This window comes from Streptomyces sp. NPDC003327 (genome assembly GCF_053589515.1).
In genome coordinates this window covers 13,288-34,582 of sequence record NZ_JBSFSA010000024.1, presented here as the reverse complement: position 1 = coordinate 34,582, position 21,295 = coordinate 13,288, and the positions used below count along the sequence as shown (strand labels likewise).

The 21,295-nt window shown below is 73.8% G+C and carries 17 protein-coding genes and 2 pseudogenes; 9 read left to right on the top strand and 10 right to left on the bottom strand.

What is annotated here, in order from left to right:
* Window positions 1–11: 11 nt before the first annotated feature.
* Window positions 12–1,013: pseudogene (locus ACWDVG_RS19365) on the bottom strand (ABC transporter substrate-binding protein); the annotation flags it as partial.
* Between the two features lie 356 nt (window positions 1,014–1,369).
* On the opposite strand from ACWDVG_RS19365, the gene ACWDVG_RS19360 reads away from it, so the two are divergent.
* The 5 genes and pseudogenes from ACWDVG_RS19360 (at window position 1,370) to ACWDVG_RS19340 (ending at window position 4,690) form a co-directional block, all read left to right on the top strand.
* Window positions 1,370–2,521: a hypothetical protein gene (locus ACWDVG_RS19360; RefSeq protein ID WP_451700484.1), complete on the top strand. Its 1,152-nt coding sequence runs from the start codon at window positions 1,370–1,372 to the stop codon at window positions 2,519–2,521.
* Between the two features lie 50 nt (window positions 2,522–2,571).
* Window positions 2,572–2,712, top strand: a complete 141-nt coding sequence (locus ACWDVG_RS19355) for a hypothetical protein (protein WP_451700483.1) — start codon at window positions 2,572–2,574, stop codon at window positions 2,710–2,712.
* Window positions 2,713–2,926: 214 nt separating this feature from the next.
* Window positions 2,927–3,337, top strand: a pseudogene (locus ACWDVG_RS19350) (response regulator); the annotation flags it as partial.
* Between the two features lie 279 nt (window positions 3,338–3,616).
* A complete protein-coding gene (locus tag ACWDVG_RS19345; protein WP_451700482.1) occupies window positions 3,617–4,207 on the top strand; it encodes a DUF1349 domain-containing protein in 591 nt (196 codons plus the stop codon).
* A gap of 78 nt (window positions 4,208–4,285) precedes the next feature.
* Window positions 4,286–4,690 carry a DUF4259 domain-containing protein gene (locus ACWDVG_RS19340; protein ID WP_451700481.1) on the top strand — a complete coding sequence of 135 codons (405 nt, stop codon included), beginning with the start codon at window positions 4,286–4,288 and terminating at the stop codon, window positions 4,688–4,690.
* A 102-nt stretch (window positions 4,691–4,792) separates the two neighbouring features.
* Here ACWDVG_RS19340 and ACWDVG_RS19335 read toward each other — a convergent pair whose 3' ends face one another.
* The 4 genes from ACWDVG_RS19335 to ACWDVG_RS19320 form a co-directional block, all read right to left on the bottom strand.
* Window positions 4,793–5,542 carry a hypothetical protein gene (locus tag ACWDVG_RS19335; RefSeq protein WP_451700480.1) on the bottom strand — a complete coding sequence of 250 codons (750 nt, stop codon included), beginning with the start codon at window positions 5,540–5,542 and terminating at the stop codon, window positions 4,793–4,795.
* 46 nt (window positions 5,543–5,588) lie between these two features.
* On the bottom strand, window positions 5,589–10,478 hold the full coding sequence (locus ACWDVG_RS19330) for a ricin-type beta-trefoil lectin domain protein (protein WP_451700479.1): 4,890 nt from the start codon (window positions 10,476–10,478) through the stop codon (window positions 5,589–5,591).
* Between the two features lie 218 nt (window positions 10,479–10,696).
* A complete protein-coding gene (locus ACWDVG_RS19325) occupies window positions 10,697–10,969 on the bottom strand; it encodes a DUF397 domain-containing protein (protein ID WP_451700478.1) in 273 nt (90 codons plus the stop codon).
* On the bottom strand, window positions 10,938–11,777 hold the full coding sequence (locus ACWDVG_RS19320; RefSeq protein WP_451700477.1) for a helix-turn-helix domain-containing protein: 840 nt from the start codon (window positions 11,775–11,777) through the stop codon (window positions 10,938–10,940). Before ACWDVG_RS19320 ends, ACWDVG_RS19325 begins: the two co-directional genes overlap by 32 nt.
* Window positions 11,778–11,861: 84 nt before the next feature.
* On the opposite strand from ACWDVG_RS19320, the gene ACWDVG_RS19315 reads away from it, so the two are divergent.
* Together ACWDVG_RS19315 and ACWDVG_RS19310 are read left to right on the top strand one after the other, a co-directional pair.
* Window positions 11,862–12,269, top strand: coding sequence for an ATP-binding protein (locus ACWDVG_RS19315; protein WP_451700476.1), 408 nt, complete (start codon window positions 11,862–11,864; stop codon window positions 12,267–12,269).
* A 47-nt stretch (window positions 12,270–12,316) separates the two neighbouring features.
* Entirely contained in the window at window positions 12,317–12,946 is a 630-nt protein-coding gene (locus tag ACWDVG_RS19310) for a class I SAM-dependent methyltransferase (RefSeq protein WP_451700475.1), read from the top strand.
* A gap of 266 nt (window positions 12,947–13,212) precedes the next feature.
* On the opposite strand, the gene ACWDVG_RS19305 is transcribed toward ACWDVG_RS19310, so the two are convergent.
* The gene (locus tag ACWDVG_RS19305; RefSeq protein WP_451700474.1) at window positions 13,213–14,967 is read right to left on the bottom strand and encodes a hypothetical protein; all 1,755 of its coding nucleotides are present in this window, start codon (window positions 14,965–14,967) and stop codon (window positions 13,213–13,215) included.
* Between the two features lie 161 nt (window positions 14,968–15,128).
* Here ACWDVG_RS19305 and ACWDVG_RS19300 point away from each other — a divergent pair, with 161 nt between their 5' ends.
* Together ACWDVG_RS19300 and ACWDVG_RS19295 are read left to right on the top strand one after the other, a co-directional pair.
* Window positions 15,129–16,058 carry an N-acetylmuramoyl-L-alanine amidase gene (locus tag ACWDVG_RS19300; RefSeq protein WP_451700473.1) on the top strand — a complete coding sequence of 310 codons (930 nt, stop codon included), beginning with the start codon at window positions 15,129–15,131 and terminating at the stop codon, window positions 16,056–16,058.
* 100 nt (window positions 16,059–16,158) lie between these two features.
* Window positions 16,159–17,064: a DUF5336 domain-containing protein gene (locus ACWDVG_RS19295; RefSeq protein WP_451700472.1), complete on the top strand. Its 906-nt coding sequence runs from the start codon at window positions 16,159–16,161 to the stop codon at window positions 17,062–17,064.
* Between the two features lie 120 nt (window positions 17,065–17,184).
* Here ACWDVG_RS19295 and ACWDVG_RS19290 read toward each other — a convergent pair whose 3' ends face one another.
* From ACWDVG_RS19290 to ACWDVG_RS19275, 4 genes are all read right to left on the bottom strand, one after another.
* Window positions 17,185–17,730, bottom strand: a complete 546-nt coding sequence (locus ACWDVG_RS19290) for a hypothetical protein (protein ID WP_451700471.1) — start codon at window positions 17,728–17,730, stop codon at window positions 17,185–17,187.
* A gap of 114 nt (window positions 17,731–17,844) precedes the next feature.
* A complete protein-coding gene (locus ACWDVG_RS19285) occupies window positions 17,845–18,936 on the bottom strand; it encodes a prenyltransferase (RefSeq protein WP_451700470.1) in 1,092 nt (363 codons plus the stop codon).
* Window positions 18,933–19,691: a class I SAM-dependent methyltransferase gene (locus ACWDVG_RS19280; protein WP_451700468.1), complete on the bottom strand. Its 759-nt coding sequence runs from the start codon at window positions 19,689–19,691 to the stop codon at window positions 18,933–18,935. Before ACWDVG_RS19280 ends, ACWDVG_RS19285 begins: the two co-directional genes overlap by 4 nt.
* A gap of 47 nt (window positions 19,692–19,738) precedes the next feature.
* Entirely contained in the window at window positions 19,739–21,070 is a 1,332-nt protein-coding gene (locus ACWDVG_RS19275) for a glycosyltransferase family 4 protein (RefSeq protein ID WP_451700467.1), read from the bottom strand.
* Window positions 21,071–21,295: the final 225 nt, after the last annotated feature.

The window sequence follows — 21,295 nt, the reverse complement described above, 5'->3', positions numbered from 1 at the left end:
ACGATCGCGCCTTACTTGACCAGGTCGGCGCGCAGGTCGTCGAGGACGCTGTTGGCGGCGGTCACGCCGAGGCCGAGGTACCAGGTCTCGTCCGGGACGTCCTTGGCCTGGCCGGCCTTGACGGCCTTGAGGTTCTTCCAGAGCGGGTTGCCCTGGGCGGCGTCCTTCTTGGTGGCCTTGGCGTCGCCGTAGACGCCGGTGAAGATCCAGTCGGCGTCGGCCTCGTCGATCTTCTCGGGGCTGATCTCGGCGGCCAGCTCGTTGATCTGCTGGTTCTTCGGCCGGGGCAGGCCGGCGTCCTCCAGAATCGTGCCGATGAAGGAGGCCCGCGCGTAGAGGCGGATCTTGCCGGGGAGGTAGCGGACCATGGAGACGGTCGGCTTGTCCGGGCCGATGTCCGTGCCGAGCTGCTTCGCCTTGGTCTCGTACGCGGCGAGTTTCGCCTTCGCCTCGGGGGTCCTGTCGAGCGCGGCGGCGTTGAGGAGGTAGTTCTCCTTCCAGGTGAAGCCCGGGCGGATGGAGAAGACGGTCGGCGCGATCTTCGACAGCTCGTCGTACTTGTCGGCGGCGCGCAGCTGGCTGCCGAGGATGAGGTCGGGCTGGAGGTTGGCGATGGCCTCCAGGTTGAGGTTGTTGATGGTGCCGACGGACTTCGGCGCGCCCGCGTCCTTCTTCAGGTAGCCGGGGATGCCGTCGTCGCCCTCGGAGGGGGCGTAGCCGACGGGCTGGACGCCGAGGGAGACGACGTTGTCGAGCTCGCCGACGTCGAGGACGACGACCCGCTTGGGGGCGGCCTTCAGCTCGGTGGTGCCGAGGGCGTGGGTGAGGGTGCGGGGGAACTGTCCGGGCTCGGCGTCCGTGCCCATGGCCGCCGTCTTCGCGGCCGCGTCACCGAAGTCCTTGCCGCCGGTGGCGACGTCCTTCTTCTTCGAGGTGTCGTCCTTCGGGGAGGACGCGGCCTCGTCGCCGCCTCCGCAGGCCGCGAGGGAGAGCGCGGCGGCGAGGGCGACGGCGGCGGAGGGACATGGAGGACTCCTCTGGGCGTACGACGGGTGCCGGGTGACGGCGGGTCAGGGCGACGTGCCCGGCGGGGCCGGACAACGCGCCCGGCGGTGCGGGACAGCACGTCCGGCGGTGCCGGACAACGCGTCCGACGGTGCCGGACGGGCGCGTCCGACGGGCCGGGCGGCGGAGCCACAGGATCCGCTTAGGCTCGCCTTACCTTACTTACCTCGATCACCTTCAGCACAACCGGCCCCTTCCCCTCAGTCGAATCACCGGACGGCCACCCTTATGTGTGAAGTGACCCTGCTCGTGTTGTTCGGCAGGAAGTGCGAAAACTAGCTTCGTGGCCGGAGGTGACGAGTCGATGACAGCGTGTGCCATCGAGACCACGGCCGAGGACGACGACCGCGCCGGAGACCGCGGCGGCGACGTCGGGCGGCCGGGCGGCGCGTTCACGATCACGGCCAACGGCGCGTACGCGGCCAGGCTCGCGGGCGTCGGGGACGCCCTGTACGTGGAGCGGTGGACCCTCGACGGTCCCGAGCCGTACGCCGTGCCGCTCCCCCTCGGCCAGCCCGAGGAGCGCGGCACCCAGCTGCTGCCCCTCGCCGACGGCCGGGTCCTCGTCGCCCGTCGGGTGGACGGGCGGCGCCACACGTTCTCGCTGCTGTACCCCACCGGGCCCGCCACCGGCGAGCTCCGGCTCGGCGCCGTGGACGCGCCCGGCTCCGAGGCCCTGGTGCTGCTGCCGCCCTCGCCCGACGGCATCTGCGCGTACGCGATGTGCGTCGGCCCCGAGACGACGACGCTGTGGCTCGTGGCGGGCGGCGCCTTCGGGCCCGAGCAGGTCGCGGAGGTCAGGGGCCGCTGTTCCGGCGGGGTGTGGCTGGACCGCACCGGCCGGATGCTCGCCCTGGACCGGCGGCTCGGCGACGGGCCGGTGAAGGCCGTGGCGATCGACCTGGAGCGCGGCGGCGAGGTCACGCCCCTGCTGCAGATCACCGAGGAGAGCGACGACCGGCTGCTGCTCGCGGACCCGGACAGCGGGCTGCTCCTGATCCGCTCGGACGCGCCGTCGCCGGGGCACGACCGGCTCGGCTGGGGCGTCCTCGGGAGCCTGCTGCCGGTGCGGTTCCCGGAGTGCCTGCGGCTCGACGACGCGGCGGTGACGCCCTTCGCCGTCCAGCCGGGGCAGGTGCTGATGCCGGAGAGCTGCGGGGTGGCGCTGCGGATCGACGCGGCGGGCGGCAGCTGGGTGGGCACCTGGCAGCCGTCGTCGCGCCGGATGGGCCAGGTGGCCGCGCCCACGGGCTGGCTCGCCGGTACGGGTCTGTGGACGGCGGACGGGGTGCTGCGGCTGCCGTACGCGACCGCGGAGGCGCCGTGCGGGCTCGCCGCGGTCGAGCCGCCCCCGGAGCCCGAGCCCGCGCCGGTGGTCGTCGTCGAGGAGCCCCGGGTGTGCCGGCCCGTGCCGTTGCAGCAGGCACCTCTGACGGACCGTAAGCCCGCTGGTTAGACTCTCGGGCCGCAGTACCGACCAGAGAGATCAACGGGGAGAGTTCCACCATGTCGGACAGCAGGACGGACACGCAGCAGTCGAACGGCTCCGGCAAGCACCGCGGGAAGGCCGCGTCGGCCGAGGAGTCGTGCTCCTCGGCGTCGCCGCACGGCCGCCACCGCCGCGAGCCCGAGGCGCAGTCGCGCTGAGGCGTTGCCGGACGAAGGGCCCTGGGGTCTCCCCGGGGCCCTTCGTCTTCCTCCTCCCTCCTCCTCCCCCCGCTCCGGTGCCGCGTACGCCGGACGCGCGGGCCGCGGCCGCGGGCGGCACCCTGGACTCGGGACCGGCCGCGCGGGGCGGGTCCCGGGCCGCCGCGGACCTCACCCCGGCGGCCCCGGCCCGCACGAGGTGGGAGCCGACGTCATGATCAGAGTCCTGCTGGCCGAGGACCGGGGCACGACGCGCGGCGCGCTGGCGCTGCTCCTCGGGATGGAGCACGACCTGCGGGTGGTGGCGCAGGTCGGGCGCGGCGACGAGGTGGTGGACGCGGCGCTGCTCGCGCGCCCCGACGTGGCCCTGCTCGACGTGGTGCTGCCGGGCCGTTCGGGCCTGGACGCGGCGGCCGACCTCCGCACGGAGGTCCCGGAGTGCCGGGTCCTGGTGCTTGCGACCTCCGGGCGCCCCGCGTACCTGCGGCGGGCGACGGAGGCGGGGGCGGCGGGGTTCCTGGTGAAGGACGGCCCGGTGGAGGAGCTGGCCGAGGCGATCCGGCGGGTGCTGCGCGGCGAGACGGTCGTCGACCCGGCCCTCGCCGCCGCGGCCCGGGAGCAGGGCTGGCCCTGACCTGCCCGGACCCCCGGCCCAGCCCGGACCCCCGGCCCAGCCCGGACCCCCGGCCGGCTCGGACCCGGCCCCGCGCGGACCCCCGGCCCAGCCCGGACCCCCGGCCGGCTCGGACCCTGCCCCGCGCGGACCCCCGGCCCAGCCCGGCCCCCCGGCCCGACGGCCCCGCGCCCCCCGCCCCCGCGGCCGTCGCTCGGACTTCCGTACGGGCTGTTGGATCCTCGCCGGATGCCGTGGCGGGCCCGGGGGCGCGGCGGTGATCATGGCGGCATGCCGAACGACCTCCCCCTCGCCCTGGACTGGGTGACCGCGCCCGAGTCGTGGTCCGTGGACGGTGACGTCCTGACCGTCACCGCCGGGCCCCGCACCGACACCTTCACCGACCCGCTGGACGGCACGCGGCGGCGGGACGCCGCGCTGGCCCTGACCGCCCCGCCGGACGGCGACTGGCAGCTGACGGCCCGGCTCCGGGTCGGGTTCCGTTCCGCCTGGGACGCCGGTGGGCTCGCCGTCCTGGCGGACGACGACCACTGGGCCAAACTCACCTTCGAGCGGGCGCCCGACGGGACCCCGAGCGTCTACTCGGTGGTGACGCGCGGCCGCTCCGACGACGCCCCCGCGGGCCCGGTCACGGCGGACGCCCTGTGGCTGCGCGTCAGCCGCACGGGCGAGCGGTACGCCTTCCACGCCTCCGACGACGGCCGGTTCTGGCGCCTGGTCCGGCAGTTCGCCCTGGCTGCCACCGGCCCCGTGCGCGTCGGCGTCGTCGCCCAGTCCCCCGTCGGGCCCGGCTGCCGGGTCGACTTCGACTCCCTCGGCCTCGAACCCACCACGCTGGCCCACCTCTTCGACGGCCGCTGACACCGCCCGAGGTCCGTTGTCAGTGGCGGGTGCGAGGCTGACGTCAGGCACCCGGTCACGTCAGAGAGCGAGCACACCATGGGCACCTGGGACATCGGCCCCTTCGACAGCGACACCGCCGCCGACTTCTCGTACACGGTGGACGCGGCCCCGGCCGAGAAGAAGGCGGACGTGCTGCGCAGGGCCTTCCACGAGGTGACCGCGACCGGCGGGGACTACCTGGACGCGGACGTGGCCGTGGAGGCCGTCGCGTCGGCGGCGCTGGTCGCGGCGCAGTGCCCGGGCGGCGAGCCGGTCACCCCCTCGTACGGCCCGAAGGAGCCGCTGCCGCCCCTCCCGGCGGAGCTGCGCCCGGCAGCCGTCGAGGCCCTGGACCGGGTGCTCACCGAGCCGTCCGAACTCCTCGAACTGTGGGAGGAGTCGGACGGCGAGAGGTGGAAGGCGGGCATACGGCGCCTGCGGGCGGTCCTGGCGGGGGCGTAGGCGCCGGGCGCGGGCAGGAGGCGCAGGCGGGGGGTGTGACCGGCCCCTGACGCACGGAAGCCCCGCCGGTTCGGCCGGCGGGGCTCCCGTCTCATCGGTGCGTCACAGTGACGGGTCGTACGGGACGTCCGCGCCCCGCGGGCCGTCCCGGCCCACCGAGTTGCCCGTGCCGTCCGCGCCGTCCGCGCCGTCCGTGCCGTACAGCGCGGCGCGCACGTGCGCGGTCAGGGCGTCGCCCGGCACCTCGGTCCACTCCTCCGCGCCGGGCACCCCGACGCGCAGGACCTCGGGGCGTCCCGTCTCCTCCTCCCGCACCATCACCTGGCGGCTCGCCCAGTCCATCGGGTCGACCCGCAGCCGGACGGCGCGGTGCGTCATCGTCGGGTACGCCCGCCGGAGCGCCCCGTCCGCGTGGAGGCGGCGCAGGAGGTCGCGCTGCCCCGCGTAGTACGCGGACGACAGGAGCCCGCTCCACTGCGAGGCGGTCGGTTCCCCGGCGTCGAGCGCCCCGGCGTACCCGGCGAGGTCCAGGAACCCGAACCGCACCTCCAGTTCACCGAGCGGCACGCCTTCCCGCCACGCGGCGAGCGCCTCCACGAGCGCACCGAGGTCCTCCGTGCCGCCGATGTCCCAGCCGTGGTCGGGGATGTGGACGCGCAGCCGGAACAGCCGCTCCCCGGCCGCGGCGAAGACCGACAGGTAGCCCCTCGTCGTCTCGATGCCCGTGGCCTCCTCGGCCCAGGGCGCGAGACCGATGTCGAGGCCGCGCTGCTCGGCCGCCCGCCGCAGGGCGGACGCGAGCCCGCCCGCGCCGGTCACGTCCGGGTACGGGTCTCCCTCGTGCGCGTTCATCTCGGCCTCCTCACCACGGTCACCTCGGCCCGCCTCCCCCCTCGCCTCAACAATTGCACTGGTCGAGGATCGAGGGCTTCACCGGCGGCATGTCTCCCTGGAGCTTGGAGAAGTCCGGCACGTCCGTCGGGGGCCTCAGCTCCATGGCGCCGTTCGGTCCGGTCGGGGCGTAGAAGTGGACCGTGCTCCACGGCCGCTGGCCGTTGAAGACCGCCCTCGCGATCATGGACATCTCGTAGTCCGTGGCGGCTCCGTGCTCACCGGCCCGCAGCCCGCGCTGGGCGGCCGCCATGAAGCCGCCGAGGCCGTCGAGACCGGTCATGTTGACATGCAGCGCGACCTTCGGGTCGGCGATGGCCATCTCCGCCATCCGGGCGAAGGTCTTCGCCGTCGCGAGGGAGAGCGTCGTGAAGCCGTTGGCCCGCGCCCACTCGTCGAGCTTGCCGTTGTTCTGCCAGCCAAGCGCCAGCTTGCAGTTGTGGACGAGGACCGGGGTGACGCCCGCGACCACGAAGAACGTGTGCAGGTCGTCGACCGTCAGGTCGTGGACCGTGCGCGGGGCGATGCCCGAGCGGTCCAGGAGGGCGGTCACCGGACGCAGGGAGCCGTCCGGGGTGCGCAGCCGGTCGCCGACGCGCAGCTCGGAGACGAGCGTCCAGCCCTGGTCCGCGACGTAGAACTTGTGGCCCGCGGTGCTGGAGAGCGTGCCCCCGCCGCCGACGGTGATGTCGACCAGGCGCCGGGTGTCGTGCGCGAAGGTGTCGGTGACCCGCCGGTTCTCCAGCCGTCCGGTCGCCACGTCCGTGGCCCGCACCAGGTCGCCGGGGCGCACCTGGCTGATGGGCCGCTGCGAGCCGTCCGCCATCAGGACCCGGGTGGTGCCGGGGAAGCTGTTCACCTTGCAGGCGGTGTACAGGTCCTCGTGGGCGTTGACGACGGCGTTGAGCTTGGCGAGGGTCGCCGGGTCCAGGTCGAGGGCGCTGAGCGCCCGGAACGCCTCACGGACGCCGACGCCGGTCTTCATGGCGGCGTCCAGGGCCCGCAGGCCCTCGAAGACCTTCCCGAACGCCTTGCCGGGGACGAAGTTGCTCAGGGCCCAGGCGCAGCCGCTGGCGCTGCCGTGCCAGCAGTCGACGAAGTCCTGCACCAGGACGGCCTTGATGAGCTTGTAGGTGAGGGTCTGCTGGATCAGTTCCAGCTTGGAGAAGTAGCGGGTGACGTCCTTCTTCAGGCCCGGGATGCGCTTGCTCTCGATGAGCAGCGTGTCCCGTGCCGCGCAGCCGCCCGCGTCGGCGACCACGTTGGGGTTGGTGCAGAGGAAGAAGTCGACGACCGCGCTGAACGTGACGGTGAAGGTGGTGGTGCAGCCCTCGAAGCCGATCGTGATCACGCACGGCTCGTGCTGCTTGGCGTCGGTGATCTCGATGCTGTCCTCGTCGACGACGTACCACGTGCCGCCCACGCCGGTGCCCGCGCCGCTCGACGCCTGCTGGTTCGCCCCCTTGCGTGCCGCCTCCTCGGCGGCCCGCTGGGCCTCCTGGGCGTACGCCAGGGCGTCCTTGGCGGCCTCCTCGGCCTCGGTGGCGGCGGTGGCGGCCCGGTCGGCCGCGGCGCGCGCGTCCTTCGCGGACTGCTCGGCCGCCGCGGCGGCCGCCCGGGCGGCCTGCGCGTCGAGCGCGGCCTGGTCGGCGGAGTCGCGGGCATGCCGGGCGTATCCCTCGGCGCGCCCGGCCGCCCGGTCGGCGGCGGCCGCGTCCTCGCCGGCCTTGCGGTCGTACTCGACCGTCCGGGCCAGCGACTGCGAGGCCTTGGCGGCGGCTGCGGCGGCTTCGGCCGCGTAGCCGAGGGCCTCCTTCGAGTAGGTACGGGCGGTGGCCGCGTGTCCGGCGGCGTTGGCCGCGTGCTGGTAGGCGATCTTCACGTCGCCGGTCGCCTGGTCGGCGAGGCTCTTGGCGGCGGCCGCCTCGGCCTGCGCGTTCTTGGCGTGGGCGTCGGCGACGGCCTTCTGCTGGTCGGCGATCGTCTTGGACGCCTGCCCGGTCAGGACGACCAGGCCGGCGGCCGCGTCGGTGGTGACGTACGGCGAGCCGAGCTGGACGGCGTCGTTGGCGGGCTTGGCGACCTGTACGGCGGCCTTGCCCGCGTCGACGGCGGCCTGCGCGGTGACGTGGGCGAAGCCCGCCGCCTTGGCGGCGGCGGCGAGGGCCTTGGCCGCCTCCTTGTTCGCCGCGTCCGCCTCGTTCCTGGCGGTGGTGGCGTGCTTCTGCGCTTCGTCCGCGAGCCGGACGGAGGCCTTGGCCTCCTCGGCGGCGTGCGCGGAGGCCGCGATGGCGTCGGCGGCGGCGCTGGTCGCGGTCCGCACGGCGGCCTCGGACCGCAGCTTGGCGGCCTGGGCGGCGTCGGAGTGCGCGCGGGAGCGCTTGGCGGCGGCCTCGGCGCGGGTGGCGGCGGCGTCGGCCTCTGCGGCCGCCTGGGTGGCGGCGTCCGCTGCGGTACGGGACCGGCCCGCGGCGGCTTCGGCGTCGTTGGCGTACGCGTGGGCCGCGTCCGCCGCCGCACGGGACTCCTGGGCGCTGCCGTCGGCCTCGTGGGCCTGGGCGTACGCCTCCTTGGCGTCGGCCTTGGCGCGGGCGGCGTTGGCCTTCTGCGCGGCGTCCCAGGCGTCGTCCCGCAGGTCGCGGGCGTGGTCGCGCGCCTTGACCGCGTCGTTCTTCCGCGCGACGGCGGTCGCCTCGGCGGCCTCGGCGCTCTCCTTGGCGGTCCTGGCCGTCTCGGCCTCGGCCTGGGCGGTCTGCTTGTGCCGGGCGGCCTCGCCCTGCTTGACGGCGGCGGTGTCCTTCTCCGCCTTGGCCGTCGCCTCCTCGGCCTCGGCCGCGAGCCGCTTGGCGTGGGCGTCGGCGGCCGCCGCCTTGGCGTCGCCCTCGGCCTTCAGCGCGGCGGCGAGCTTCGCCTCCGCGGTCTCCTTGTCCTTCTTGGCGTTGTCGCGGTGCAGCTTGGCGCCGTCGGCCGCCGCCTTCGCCTGGAGTTCGGCGATGCGCGCCGCCTCCTTGCGGAACGCTGCGTTGACCTGCGCGGTCTGGGCGACCGCGCGTTCGGTGATGGTCGCGCTGTCGGCGGCCGCGGCCCGGGTGGCGGCCTCTGCGGTCTCGCCGGCCTTGACCATCGCGGTCAGCGCGGCGACGGCGCCCTTGGTGACCTGCGCCTTCTGCTGGCCGACCAGGAGGCCCCGGCCGCGCGGCGCGCCCGCGGCGTCCGCGACGCCGTACGCGGCCTGCACGGCCGTGTCGGAGGAGGCGGCGGCCTTCGTGGCCTTGTCCAGCTGGGCCCTGACGGTGGCGAGGTGCGTCTTCGCGGCGGTCTGCGCGGCGGCGAGGCCCTTCTTGGCCGTCTCGAACTGCGCCTTGTCCGGCTGCGAGGTGCTGCCCGCGCCGGTCTCGCCGGTCGGCTTGACCAGGAACTTCTGCGCGCTGGTGCCCTTGCAGTCCCACAGCCGCGCGTCCGTGCCCTTGGTGAAGGCGCTCAGGTCCAGGCACTTGCCCGTGCTGAGGCTCTTCAGCGGCGAGGCGGCGCGGACGTCCGCCTTGAACGACTGGCCCTTGGTGCTGTAGCAGTCGGTGATCTGGATCTTCGTGCCGTTGGCCGAGGCGTTCCCGGCCACGTCCAGGCACTTGAACGAGTTGACGTTGCGGAGGTGGAGGTCCTCCTCGCCGCCCTCCAGGGTCCACTTCTGCGCGGCGGTGTTGTTGCAGGTGTGGACCTGGACCGGCGTGCCGTTGGTCTTCCCGCCGCCCTGGACGTCCAGGCACATGCCGGGCGCCCCGGGCACCTGGATCACGGTGTAGCCGTTGCCGATCCAGCCGACGCCGCCGGGCGACCAGTGGTCCTGCCAGCGGGTGTAGTAGTCGGCGAGCCAGGACTGGCCGAGGAGCATGCTGAGGGCGTACGTGCCGTCCTGGAGCGCCTTCGTGGCGTCCTTGCCGGCGGTGAGGATCTGCTGCCGCTGCGCGGCCTGTCCGGCGATCTCCTGCTGCCACTCGGCGGAGGCCTGCGCCACCTGCTTGCCGAGGACCTTGTTCGGGTCGATCGGGTCGTGCCAGCCGCAGGCCCCGAAACGGGCCTTCAGGTCCTCGACCGCGATCCGGAACTCCGCCGTGTCCGGCGCGGGCGCCGTGCGCGGGAAGCCGCCGGAGGCGAGGAAGATCCGGGCGTCATCGGCGAAGACGCGGGGCACGAAGTACTGGTTGGGCTCGATCTTCCCGGAGTTCTTCTTCCACAGCGCCCACGCCTCCTTCTCCTGCGCGGTCCCGCCGTTGGTGTAGAGCGGGTCCCCGATGGCGAGGGCGGCGGCCTTCGTCTTGTCGTCGGCCGTCGGCGAGGAGTCGTAGAAGGGGTTGAAGAGGTTGAGCGGGTCGGAGTAGCCCTGGTAGAGCCACGGCAGCAGCCCGGTCCGGTCGAAGATCTTGCCGGGATCCCTCGGCTGGCCGGGGTACGAGTCCAGGCCCGCGACGGCGCCGGACCACGCGTTCCCCTGCTTCTGGACCTTGTCGAGCCACTGGTCGGTCAGCGCCCGGTCCGCGTTCCACGCCGCGTGCAGCGGCGTCTTGTCGTCGAACATGTCCCGCTTGAGCTTCGCGTGGAGCTGGTCCGGCGGCAGCACGAGCGCGCCCTGCGCGAGCGCGTAGATGGTGGGACCACCCATGCGCAGGCCCTCGGTGGCCATGCACTGGTCCTCGCGCAGCTGTTGGGCCGCTTTGGCGTCGTAGCCGTCGTACGAGTCGGCCGCGGGCGCCGGGTCCGGCCCGGCGCCCGGCACGGCCAGGGCGGGCTGGACGGCCACCCCGCCGAGGAGCGCGAGCGCGGCGATCGACGTGACGGCGGTGGTGAGGGTGGTGGACAGTCGTGATCTGGAGGTGAAAAGCCCCGGTTTGAACCGCAAGGAGAGCATCCTTCACAGCGAACGAGGGCAGGCCGGGGCGACCGGGCGCTTTCACTGTGAGCGGCGTCGCGGCATGGCGAGGCCGGCTTCCCCCGGTAGGCGGCAAGTCCCCCCGGCCGCCCGTTGACGTGCGCGCGTGGTCACGGGATGGTCAGTCCCGAAGCGCGCGACGCTACTTAACCGCAGGTAAACAAGGCTCGGCAAGGGCCATTCGCCCGTCAGCGCCCGATACGCCCCTCGGCGGCGGCCCGCACGAAGGCGGTGAAGGCCCCGGGACGGGCGACGAGGACGGGCCCTGCGGGGTTCTTGGAGTCCCGGACGGCGACGTGTGCGTCGAGGGGGGCGACCTCGACGCAGTCGCCGCCGTTGGGGCCGCTGTAGGACGACTTACGCCAGGCGGCGGCGCCGAGCGGGGCGCACTCGACGCAGTCGCCGCCGTTGGAGCCGCTGTAGGACGACTTACGCCACCGCAGATCCTGGCCGTTGTCCATACCGTTCCTCCATCACGCGTGCGATCAGGGCCGCCGACTCCTCCCGGGAGAGGGCCGAGGCCTGCAGTCGAGCGTAGCCCACGGAACATTCCCTGATCACTTGCGGATTGGCGGTCATATGAGCGGAGTCGTAGGTCTCCGAGTAGAAGAGATCCGGGTCGTCGTCGAAGCGCAGAACGTTGAACGACCCCAGCAGGCCGGGGTGCTGGCCCACCGAGAACGGCAGCAGCTGCACCTGGACCCACGGATGGTCGCGGAAGCCCAACAGGTGGGCGAGTTGCTTCCGCATGACCGCGGCGCCGCCGATCTCCCGGTGCAGTACAGCCTCGTCCAGGACCACGCACATCACCGGCGGGTTCTCCCGCTCCAGGATGCGCTGGCGGTCCATCCGCGCCGCCACCACCTCGTCCAGCCGCCCCGCGTTCTCGACGCTGAGCACGGCCCTGGCGTACTCCTCCGTCTGGAGCAGGCCGTAGACCAGCTGCGACTGGTACGTCGAGAGGTACGTCGCCCGCGCCTCCATCTCCGCGTACGCCTGGAACCAGGCCGGGAGCTGGCTCCTCAGCACCAGCCCCACCAGCCGCGAGAACGCCCCGTCCGTCATCAGCGCCGCGTCCAGGCGTTCCGAGAACTGGCGGGTGGGGACCTTCTTCGCCGTCTCTATCTGGCCCACGAGGGACGCCGTGCAGAAGAGGATCGAACCCAACTGCGCCTGGTTGAGGTTCGCCTCCTCCCTCAGGCGCCGGAGTTCCGAACCGTAGTAGTCGAGCGGCGAAGCGCTCGGATCCAGGTCACGGATGTTGACCACGACGAGGTCACCCCCAAGCTCACGGACCGAGGCGTTGTGTTCGGCCCGTAGCCGAGCGTAACGAACCGGGGCCACTCTGGAGGCATGAATCAGGCAACAGACCTCTATCCCGCAGAACTTGGGACGGCCTACCGCATGGGCTTCACGGTGGGTGAGCACTCCGCAGGTCACATGCGTCACATCCTGCGCGTGTTCCTCACGCGGTGGGGGCTCGACCACCTCGCCGACGCGTCGACGCTCGCCCTCACCGAGCTCGTCGCGAACGTCGTCCGGCACGTGCCCGACCGTCGCTGCCGCGTCCTGATGCTGCGGGAGCCGGAGGGACTGCGGGTGGAGGTGTCCGACGGCGTGCCCGGGGCTCTGGTCGCGAAGGCGGGCGGGCCGCTGGACGACGGCGGGCGGGGGTTGGTGCTGGTGGAGGCGGTCACGGACCGGTGGGGCGTGGAGGAGCGGGCCGACGGGAAGACGGTGTGGTTCGCCTGCGACGCATAGGGCACGATGGGCGCCCGTACCCGCGTACCCGCCAGTAGGAGAGCACCATGTCCGAGCCCTCGCCCGAGATCCTTGCCGCCTTCGAGGCCGCGAAGGGCTTCATGCCCGTCGGGGAGGGGCTCGCCCTGTACGGGGCGGCCGTCGAGGCGGCGAAGCTCGGGCTTCCGCTGCTGGAGGTCGGCACGTACTGCGGGCGGTCCACGATCCTGCTCGCTGACGCGGCCCGGCAGGCGGGGACGGTGGCCGTCACGGTCGACCACCACCGGGGCAGCGAGGAGCAGCAGCCGGGGTGGGAGTACCACGACCCGACGGTCGTGGACCCTGAGGTCGGCGCGATGGACACGCTGCCGACGTTCCGCAGGACCCTGCGCAAGGCGGGCCTTGAGGAGCACGTGATCGCGGTCGTCGGCCGCTCCCCGCAGGTGGCGCGGGTGTGGGCGGGGCAGCTCGGCCTGGTGTTCGTGGACGGCGGGCACACGGACGAGCACGCCACGAACGACTACGAGGGCTGGGCCCCCAAGGTCGCCCCCGGGGGCCTGCTCGTCATCCACGACGTCTTCCCGGACCCGGCGGACGGCGGCCAGGCGCCGTACCGGATCTACCTCCGCGCGCTGGAGTCGGGCGACTTCGAGGAGGTCTCGGTCACCGACTCGCTGCGGGTCCTGCGCCGCCGCTGACGGTGTCGCCGGTGGCCCCGCCGCCGGGAACGGTCTCGGCGGGGTCGATCCGCCCGGCGATCAGGTGGTACGGGTCCACGCGGACGCCCAGGTCGAGGACCAGGTCAAGGGAGGCGTCGTGGGGTCGCGGTCGAGGACCGCCGTGGTGTTCATCCGTCTTCCGTCGGGAGATCGAGAACGCACAAGATCAACGAGGACTCCCACGGCCGCCCCCTCGAAAGGTGACGGCCGTCCGGACGAACGGGTCGGGGCCGGGGCCCGTGACGTCAGGGCTGGAGCAGGGACGAGCCCTCGGTCACGTACAGGCAGTTGGTGTAGCTGTAGCCGGGCTCGATCTTCGCCTTGCTGGTCTTGGTGTCACCGGCCGAGGACAGATCGGTGTCGGTCCGCTTCTGGAGCAGGTGGTAGTTCCCGGCGGGGAGCGTGATCGTCGCCTTCGGGTACTTCGACGACGGTCCGGCGCACGGCTTGAAGCCGCGGCGCAGCAGCTCGAAGCGGTCGTAGTTCCGGCAGCCCGCGCAGGGCTTGAGGGTGATCTTGCCGGTGACCGGGCCGGTGTAGAGCAGCTCCACCTCGTCGGGGGCGTCGTTGCTCACCACCATGACCATCCGCGCGCCGCCCGGTTCGTCGGCGCGCGGCAGGGTCTTGCCCGCCGCGGGCTCCTCCTGGGCGATCTCGGCGGCGATGGCGATCGCACGGGCGTGGTCGGCGCGGGCGCTCTTCGGGTAGTCCTTGACGAAGTCCGTCATGGTCGCGGCGGACTCCTCGAACTCCTCCTCCTTGAACTGGTCGGTGCCGCAGGCGAAGACGCCCTTCTCCAGGGCCCGGTCCGCGCTCCGCACGGCCTTGTCGACGGGCGCCTCCGTCATGGCCGCGGCGGAGGCGCGGACCGTGCGCAGGTCGTCGGTGGTCGCGCAGGGCTCGGCGCCGTCGAGCTCGGCGGCGCGGGCGTCCACGGCGCCCTGGACGGCGGGGCCGACCCGGGCGATGTACGGCGACCGCGGGAAGGTCCTGGTGAGTTCGTTGATGCTGTCCTCGGCGGACGGGGTGGCCGAGGTGCCGAGCGCGGCGACCCCGCACTCGTAGAGCGAGTGGGCCAGCGGCTCGTCGGCCGTGGCGGGCCGGCTGCCGAGGAGGGCCTTGTCGACGGTGGCGGGGAGTTCGCGCAGGTGCGTGAGCGCGGGGACCGCCTGGCAGTAGTCCTTCCGGTCGTACGGCGTGGCGACGCTCTTGTAGTACGCGTCGAGGCGGCTCGGCACGAGCTTCCCGGCGCGCGAGTCGGCGTGGTCCCTTGCGAGCAGCTGGTACGCGGCGAGCGCGGCGCGGTAGTCGGTCTCGGAGGAGGCGAACCGCTGGCCCTCGTGGCCCCGCACCAGCGCGTCGGCGGCGGCGAGCCGGTCCAGGAGCGACTGCTCGATCGCCTCGTCGCGGGCCGCGCCGTACGCGAGCGAGCCGCCCGCGGGCACCGCGAGCAGCACGACGGCCAGCGGCAGGGCCAGGCGCCGGAAGGCGGCGCCGATCCGCAGCTCGGCGCGCAGCCCGCGGCGGGCGCCGTCGGCGGCGGCGAGGAGCAGGACGATGCCGTAGCCGACGAGGAGCCCGCCGGGGACGCCGTCGACGTCGGCGGGGAGCGCGAGCAGGAGCAGGGCGGCGGTGGCGGCCCAGCAGAGCGCGGCGCCGAGCCAGTGGCGCAGCAGCACGTAGCCGAGGCCCAGGCAGGAGAGGTTGAGCAGGCCGACGAGCACCGCCTGGGCGGGCTTCGGCTCGCCGCGCGGCGGCTGCCCGGGCGGCGGTCCGTAGCCGGGCGGCGCGGCGGGCGGCGGCGGGATCGTCCCGGCCCCGGCCCAGCCGGGCGCGGTCGCGGGCGGGGGCCCGTAGCCGGGCGCCGGTGCCTCCCAGGGCGCCGCGGGGGGCACGGGCGGGCCGAAGCCCCCGCCCGTACCGCCGGGCTCCCTGCCGCCGCTGTCGTCAGCGTTCTCGGGACGTTCGGGACGTGCGTCGTTCGGTTCTTCCCCCACCACGGTTCCCCCTCGTGGTCCATGCGCGGTGACACCCCACCGTCGCCCTCGGTACCTACCCTTCACGGTCCGCGCACACGCGTCCACCGAATGGCGACAGCGGTGACCGAGCTGGGACCCGAGGGGTACGGGATTTCGCCACCCGGAGGCCCTAGAGTCACGGGGTGCCGTACGACCGCCGCCGCAGCAGCCACCAGAACGCCCGCCGCTCCCCCGCCCCCCGCGCGCTCGCCCTCGCGCTCGCCGCCCTGGGGGTGGGCACCGCGCTCGCCGGGTGCGGGAGCGGGCAGGACCCGCGGGCCGGGCAGGCGCCGGGCAAGGGGGGCGACGCGCCCCGGCAGGAGACCGCGGCGCCGTCCGACCCGCCCACCGCGGCCCCGCCCTCCTCCGCGCAGCCGTCGTCCGCGCCGCCGTCGGCGCGGACGCTCGCCGGGCGGACCGTCGTCATCGACCCGGGTCACAATCCGGGCAATTTCCGCCACTCATCGGAAATCAACCAGAAGGTGAACATCGGCACGGGCCGCAAGGAGTGCGACACCACCGGCACCTCCACGAACGACGGCTACACCGAGGCCTCGTTCACCCTCGACGTCTCGCACCGGCTGCGCGACCTGCTCACGGCGCGCGGCGCCACGGTGGTCCTCACCCACGACGCCGACCGCCCCTGGGGCCCGTGCATCGACGAGCGGGCCCGGATCGGCAACGAGGCCCGCGCCGACGCCGTCGTCTCCGTCCACGCGGACGGCTCGGCCGTCGGCAACCGCGGCTTCCACGTGATCCTGCCCGCCCGCGTCCGGGGAGGCGCGGCCGACACCGGCCCGATCGTCGCCCCCTCGCGCGACCTCGGGGAGCGGATCGCCGCCGCGTTCGGCGCCGCCACCGGGATGCCGCCCGCCAACTACCTCGGCGGCGGTACCGGGTTGGACGTCCGGGACGACCTCGGCGGACTGAATCTCTCGACCGCCCCCAAGGTCTTCGTCGAATGCGGCAATATGCGTGACCCGAAGGACGCCGGACTGCTCGCGTCGACGGCCTGGCGGCAGAAGGCGGCGCGCGGCCTCGCCGACGGCATCGAGACCTACCTCAAGGGGTAGGACCGGCGGACGATAGATTCGCTCCGTACGATGGGGCCGCCCCCGTGCCACGACTCCGGCGCCAGCCCGACACGACGACGACCCGACGAAGGACTCTTACGTGAATATCCGCTCCCTCACCCGAGGCGATGGCGTGCTGATCGGTGCAGCGGTCGTGCTGTTCATCGCCTCGTTCCTGGGCACTTCCAGCTGTGACGGCCCCGAGGCGCTCTGCGAGCAGGTCGACATCCCGAACTCCTGGGAGGCCTCCCCGCTGGGCTGGGGCTCCTTCTTCCTGGGCATCGTCGGTGTCGCGCTCGTCGTCCTCTCCCACGGGCTGCCGCAGCAGCGCAAGGTGGCCGGTCTGGAGCTCGGCCAGGTCGGCGCCGCCTTCACCATCGCCTCCGCCTGGACCCTGCTCATGTGGGTCTTCGAGGCCCACAACGCGGGCGCGGGCCTGATCCTCGGCCTGATCGCCGCCCTCGTGGCCGCCGGTGCGGCCGTCGCCGCCCCGCTGGTGCCCGCGCTCAAGGCGCCGCTGATGGGCGCGCCCAAGCCGCAGACGCCGCAGCCGTACGGGATGCAGCCGGGCCAGCAGGGCCACCCGGGCCAGCCGGGCGTCCCCGGCGGCTACGGCTACCCGGGCGCGCAGCAGCCGTACGGCGTCGGCGGCCCGCAGGACGCCTCGCAGGGTGCCGGCCAGCCGTACGGCGCGCAGGCCCACGCCCAGCAGCAGCAGCACGCGTCGCAGCAGCAGGCCCAGCAGCCGGAGCCGCAGGCACAGCAGCCGCAGGGCCAGTCCGCGACGCAGGCGCAGCAGCCGGCCGGGGACTTCGCGCCGTTCTGGTTCGCCGTGCCGGTGGCCCGCCCGCTGTACGCGGAGGACGGCTCGCCGTCGCCGGTCGCCGAACTGGCGCCGGGCACCTGGTACCTGGCGGTCGAGCAGCGTGGCCAGGCGCTCGTGGCGCAGACGCAGGACGGCCGTCGCGGCGTCCTCCAGGACACGACGGGCATCCAGCGCGGCTGACACCCCTGCGTCCACTCGCGCGCGACGACGGCGGCCCCTCCCCCGGAATCCCTTCCGGGCGAGGGGCCGCTGCCGTACGCACGATCCGACCTGCCGTCACAAAGGCGCGGGCGGGCGCGCTCAGCCGCCGAGCTGCGAGGTGCTCGGCACCTTGTCGACGACCTCGGCGCCCGCGCTCTTCCCGGCGTCCTTGACGCCGTTGATGACGTTCTCGAAGGCGCCGACGTCCGCCGCGCCCGCCTCGCCCTTGCGGAGCTTGGTCCCGAGGTCCTTGAGCGACTCGATGCCGGCCGAGAGCGGCGCGACCGCCTTCGAGAGCAGCGGGTCGCCCTTGGCGTTGTTCACGGCCGCCTTCAGCCGGTTGTAGGCGAACGCCCCGGCCAGGCCCGCCTTCACCAGCGCGAAGGTGCGGCCGTCGGCGCCCTTCTGGAACTTGCCGGCGCGGTACGGCTTCACGATCCACTGGTACGTCGCGCCCGCAGCGAGCCCCGCGTTGGCGACGAACCGGGTCTTGGCGAGCTTCTGCTGCTCGAAGGTGCCCGACGCCGACGGGGAGGCCGCGCTGCCCGTGTTCTGGGTGTCGTCGCCGCCGCAGGCGGCGGTGGTGAACAGCAGGGTGCAGGACAGCAGCAGCGCCACGACGCCACGGGACACGGTTCTGGGCACGGCGGGACCTCCCTGGGGACTGTGGGCCCAGCCTCGCCCCGCCCCCCGCCCACCGCCACCGGGGCGGCTCCGAACGGGGCGGCTCCGAACGGGGCGGCTCCGAACGGGGCCCGGTCAGCCGCCGCAGCAGTCCGGTTCGAGGCCCCTCGGCAGGCGCTCGCCGCCGAAGACGGCGACCGTGGCCTCCTCGCCGCCCAGGGCCGCGACCGCGAGCAGCAGCGACCCGGCGGTCCAGGTGGTGAGCTCCTCGGGCCACACGGCCCTGTCGGCGTCCGTGTCGCCCTCGAAGACGTATCCCGTCCAGTACAGACCGCCGGGGCCGCGCAGGTGCTGGATGTCCTGGAGGATCGTCAGGGCCCGGTCGGACTCGCCCATCGCCCAGAGGGTGAGCGCGAGTTCGCAGCTCTCGCCGCCGGTGACCCAGGGATTGGGCACGACGCAGCGGACGCCGAGGCCGGGGACGACGAACGCGTCCCAGGAGGCCTCGATGCGGGCCGTGGCCTCGGGCCCGGTGACCGCGCCCCCGAGGACGGGGTAGTACCAGTCCATCGAGTAGCGGGACTTGTCGAGGAAGCGCTCGGGGTGGCGGCGGATCGCGTGGCCCAACGCACCGGCCGCCAGCTCCCAGTCCGGCTGCGGCTCCTCGCGGGCCTCGGCGATCGCGAGGGCGCAGCGCAGGGCCTGGTGGACGGAGGAGCTGCCGGTGAGGAGGGCGTCGTCGACGGGGGTGCCGTCGGCCTCCCGCTTCCAGCCGATCTGGCCGCCGGGGAGCTGGAGTCCGAGGACGAACTCGACGGCCGCGTAGACGACGGGCCACATGCGGTCCAGGAAGGCGTCGTCGCCGGTCGACAGGTAGTGGTGCCAGACGCCGACGGCGACGTACGCGACGAAGTTGGACTCCCGGCTCCGGTCGGTGACGTCGTCGGCGTCGCCGTCGTGGTAGGCGGCGTACCAGGAGCCGTCGGCGTTCTGGTGGCGGGCGAGCCACGCGTAGGCGCGGGCGGCGGCCTCGTGTTCGCCGGCGGCGTCGAGGGCCATGGCGGCCTCGGTGTGGTCCCAGGGGTCGAGGTGGTGGCCGCGGAACCAGGGGATGGCGCCGTCCTCGCGCTGGGCGGCGCGTATGCCGGCGACGGTCTCGGCGGCCTGTTCGGCGGTGAGGACCCCGGGCAGGACGAGGTGTTCCGCGATCCGCTCGGGCGAGGTCACTGGGCCCCGTCCACGGCGTGGGCGTCGGCGTCGGCCTTCGGGAGGTGGGGCTTGGTCGCGTAGGCGACGAAGCTCTTGCCGACGACCGGGTTGAGCAGCTGCTCGGCGACGCGGGTCAGGGCGGGCTTCTTCATGATGTCCCAGACCAGCAGCTTGTGGTAGGCGCGGACCGGCAGGGCCTTGTCGTTGTCGACGCCGAAGGCGCACTTCAGCCACCAGTACGGCGAGTGCAGGGCGTGCGCGTGGTGGGTGCCGTACGGCTTGAGGCCGGCCTGCCGGATCTTGGCGAGGAGCTCGTCCGCCTTGTAGATGCGGATGTGGCCGCCCTCGACCTCGTGGTACGCGTCGGAGAGCGTCCAGCAGATCTTCTCCGGGCCGTAGCGGGGGACGGTGATCGCGATGCGGCCGCCGGGCTTGAGGACGCGGACCATCTCGGCGAGGACGCCCTTGTCGTCCGGGATGTGCTCCATGACCTCGGAGATGATGACGACGTCGAAGGACTCGTCGGGGAAGGGCAGGTTGAGGGCGTCGCCCTCCATGGCGGTGGCGGTGGCGCCGGCCGGGGCCTCGCCGGCCTCCTTCATGGCGGCGAACCACGTGGCGACCTCCCGGATCTCCTCGCCGTTCTGGTCGAGGGCCACCACCTGGGCGCCGCGCCGGTAGCACTCGAAGGCGTGCCTGCCCGCACCGCAGCCCAGGTCGAGCACACGGTCGCCGGGGGCGAGCGGGAAGCGGGTGAAGTCGACGGTCAGCACGGAGTCTGCCTTTCAGTGGCTGCGCGGAGGGTGTGGTGGCCGCGGTGTCAGGGGCGGGGGGCGGCGGCGCGGCCGCGGGCCGCGCCGTGGATCGCCTCGCGGTACAGGTCGGCGGTGCCCTGCGCGGCCCTGGCCCAGGTGAACCGGTCCAGGACCCTGGCGCGGCCGGCGGCGCCGAGGCGGGCGCGCAGCTCGGGGTCGGCGAGCACCCGGGCGAGGGCGGCGGCCAGCGCGCCGGCGTCGCCGGGCGGGACGGCGAGGCAGGTCTCGCCGTCGGGACCCGCGACCTCGGGGATGGCGCCGCCGGTGGTGGCGACCAGCGGGGTGCCGGTGGCCATGCCCTCGGCGGCGGGCAGCGAGAAGCCCTCGTAGAGGGAGGGGACGCAGGCGACCTGGGCGGAGCGGTAGAGGTCGACGAGCTCGGCGTCGGTGACGCCCTTGACGAACCGGACGGCGCCGTCGAGCCCGTACCGCTCGATGGCCCGGGCGACCGGGCCGTCCTCGGCGCGCTTGCCGACGACGACGAGGTGGGCGTCGGGGTTCTCGGTGCGGAGCTTGGCGAGCGCCTCGACGAGGTGGACGAGGCCCTTGAGGGGGACGTCGGCGCTGGAGGTGGTGACGATCCGGCCGGGGACCTCGGCGACGGACGGGTCCGGGGACCACAGGTCGGTGTCGGCGCCGATGTGGACGACCCGGACGCGGTCCTCGCGGACGCCGAGGTGGTCGACGATCTCCTGGCGGGAGGTGCCGGAGACGGTGAGGACGGACGGCACGCGGCGGGCGACCCGCTTCTGCATGCGGGTGAAGGCGTACCAGCGGCGGACGGAGGCGCGGCGCTTCCAGTCGGTGGCGGCGTCGAGTTCGAGCTGCCGGTCGACGGTGATGGGGTGGTGGATCGTGGTGACCAGCGGGGCGCCGAGCGCGCGGGGGCCGCCGAGGAGCCCGTACCCGAGGGTCTGGTTGTCGTGGACGACGTCGAAGTCGCCGCGGCGGGCGGCGAGCATGCGGCGGGCGCGCAGGGAGAAGGTGAGCGGCTCGGGGAAGCCACCGGTCCACATCGTGGCGACCTCGAGGGCGTCGATCCAGTCCCGGTACTCCGCGCGCCCGGGGGTGCGGAAGGGGTCGGGCTGGCGGTAGAGGTCGAGGCTGGCGATCTCGGTGAGGGGCACGCCCTCGTCGAGCGTGGGGTACGGCTGGGAGCCGATGACCTCGACGCTGTGTCCGAGGCGGGCGAGCTCGCGGGAGAGGTGGCGGACGTAGACGCCCTGGCCGCCGCAGAAGGGGTTGCCCTTGTACGTGAGGAGAGCGATCCGCAACGGACGGTCACCGGTCGCGGTGACGCCCTGGCGGGGGCCTGCCTCTATGGCCTCAGCGGTCATGCGCGACCCCCTTCGAGCGTGCGTTTCGCCGGAGCGTAACCGCTCGCGATAATCTAGAACAAGTTACAGACTTGAGCGTCGGCCCGATCGTTCGCCCGATCGTTCGCTTGATCGTTCAAGGAGGACAGAATCTACCGGCAGGTAGCTCGGCGGTGAGAGCCGGAACAGGTGATTCGCACCACGGCGGGCGGGCCGCCATACTGTCGCTCCCCACCGCACGGAACG

Bases quoted from the DNA above. Each gene is read 5' to 3' on its own strand.
- ACWDVG_RS19355 (WP_451700483.1), top strand. From the start codon at position 2,572: ATGTCGGACAGCAGGACGGACACGCAGCAGTCGAACGGCTCCGGCAAG.
- ACWDVG_RS19340 (WP_451700481.1), top strand. From the start codon at position 4,286: ATGGGCACCTGGGACATCGGCCCCTTCGACAGCGACACCGCCGCCGAC.
- ACWDVG_RS19325 (WP_451700478.1), bottom strand. From the start codon at position 10,969: ATGGACAACGGCCAGGATCTGCGGTGGCGTAAGTCGTCCTACAGCGGC.
- ACWDVG_RS19315 (WP_451700476.1), top strand. From the start codon at position 11,862: ATGAATCAGGCAACAGACCTCTATCCCGCAGAACTTGGGACGGCCTAC.
- ACWDVG_RS19345 (WP_451700482.1), top strand. From the start codon at position 3,617: ATGCCGAACGACCTCCCCCTCGCCCTGGACTGGGTGACCGCGCCCGAG.
- ACWDVG_RS19275 (WP_451700467.1), bottom strand. From the start codon at position 21,070: ATGACCGCTGAGGCCATAGAGGCAGGCCCCCGCCAGGGCGTCACCGCG.
- ACWDVG_RS19360 (WP_451700484.1), top strand. From the start codon at position 1,370: ATGACAGCGTGTGCCATCGAGACCACGGCCGAGGACGACGACCGCGCC.
- ACWDVG_RS19335 (WP_451700480.1), bottom strand. From the start codon at position 5,542: ATGAACGCGCACGAGGGAGACCCGTACCCGGACGTGACCGGCGCGGGC.
- ACWDVG_RS19310 (WP_451700475.1), top strand. From the start codon at position 12,317: ATGTCCGAGCCCTCGCCCGAGATCCTTGCCGCCTTCGAGGCCGCGAAG.